The organism is Pseudoalteromonas sp. MMG007 (genome assembly GCF_018100985.1).
GTDB lineage: Bacteria > Pseudomonadota > Gammaproteobacteria > Enterobacterales > Alteromonadaceae > Pseudoalteromonas.
On sequence record NZ_JAGJEI010000033.1, the window covers coordinates 1 to 2,002 of the forward strand.

Consider the following 2,002-nt stretch of genomic DNA (forward strand, 5'->3'; position numbering starts at 1 on the left):
CTCAAGACCTAATAGACTAGACCATATTTCGCAAAGCAATTGTTCAGAGGGAGTAGTAGGAGCGACGTAATGTTCTTGCATCAAACTCATATCCGGAAAAGGTAACGCAAGTCGATCAATTTTTCCATTAGCAGTTAATGGAAAGGAAGATAAGCAAACTATAGCAGAAGGCACCATATATTCTGGTAGAGATACTGCTAACAGTTCATGCAAATCTCTTAATGTAAATTTTTTTTCACTAGCCACATATGCTACTAGACGTTTATCACCAACACCATAATCATGCGCCATCACTAATGCGTCATCGACATCTTGATGACTAGCTAATACTTTCTCGATCTCGCCAAGTTCGATTCGAAACCCACGAACTTTAACCTGATAATCCATCCTTCCAATATATTCTAGTTGACCATCGGGCATACAACGCACAAGATCACCTGTCCGGAAAAGACGTTCCCCAGGAATAAAAGGATCTGCGACAAACTTTTCTTCTGTTAGTATCGCTTGATTAAGGTAGCCACGTGATAGTCCAGCCCCTCCGAGATAAAGCTCACCTGCAACCCCGAGAGGAACCAATTGACCACCGGGATCTAATACTCTTGCTCGGGTATTTGCAATAGGCCTTCCAATAGTTGGCAGAGCACCTTTTTGCCTGTGAGCATATGTTGAATATGTTGTGTCTTCGGAAGGCCCATATAGGTCAAAAACCCTATCAACGCCAATATCATAAAGCCTCTCAACAATTTCTTGTGCAAGAGGCTCACCGGCTAAATTAACACATTTTATATAGTCCTTGACTGCGCCAGTGTCTAACAATGACTTTATGGCTGATGGTACAGTATTAATCATTGAAACCGTCTTATACTCTTCACTTTGTTGTATATCTAAAATAGAGTTAACTAAAGTTATACTGTGACCTGTACATAATGGCACAAACAATTCAAATACTGACAAATCGAAACTAATGGACGTTGATGCCAGCACGTTAGACAGTTCTTCAGCTTTGAAGTTGTCTTCCGCCCAACACACTAAGGAAACAGCATTGCGGTGCTCTATCATGACACCCTTGGGCTTACCGGTGGAGCCTGAAGTATAAATAATATAAGCAAGATTAGAAGAAGTGATACCTAGCTTCACTGAGTCCAGATTCGCGGTTGAGTAGTCATTTAAAGACGCTAAATCATCGACTAAAACAGAACTTGATTCAGGAAAATTTAATCTTGTATTTAGTCTTCCCTGAGTGACTATAATGTCAAGCTTAGCATCTTCAATTATGTATTTTAGGCGCGAAAGCGGATAATTAGGGTCCAGTGGTACATATGCCGCACCAGCTTTTAATATACCTAACAATCCGACAACCATATCTACAGATCGCTCAATACAAACGCCAACTAAGCCTTCTGAGCGGACCTGATACTTTTCCTGAAGGCAATGAGCTAATTGATTAGCCCGATTATTTAACTCTGAATATGTTATGTGTTCCCCATTAAAATTGATGGCTATTTCTTCAGGCCCACTTTTCACTTGCTGTTCAAATAATTCGTGTAAAGTCAGTAACTCTGGAAAAGCTTGTGTTGTATCTTTCCAAAGGTTAAGCACGTCCTGTTGCTCTTCCTCATCAAATAGTGGTAATTGGTTTACTGATATTTCTGGCGTAGAAACCATGTTTTTAAGCAAAATGGCAAAGTGATATACGAATTTATGAATCGTTTCAGGTGTAAATAGCTCAACTCCATAGTCCCACGACAACGCCAATCCTGAGGAAATTTCACGAACATTTAAGGTGAGATCAAATTTAGAAACTCTTTCCTCACTACTTATTCCCTTCAAAGTTAAGTTTGGTAGAATAAGCTCTTCAGTATTCTCACTTTGGAGTGTTAACATCACCTGAAATAGAGGACTGTAACTTTGGCTACGCGCAGGTTGTAATTCTTCAACTAGCTTCTCAAAAGGCACCTGCTGATGTTTATAAGCGTCTAAAAGCATGTCTCGACTTTGAGTT

The 2,002-nt window shown here is 40.0% G+C and carries 1 protein-coding gene; it reads right to left on the reverse strand.

The window, feature by feature from the left end:
• On the reverse strand, positions 1 to 1,986 hold a 1,986-nt coding region (locus tag J8L71_RS18270), incomplete at its 3' end, for an amino acid adenylation domain-containing protein (protein WP_247655374.1).
• Positions 1,987 to 2,002: the final 16 nt, after the last annotated feature.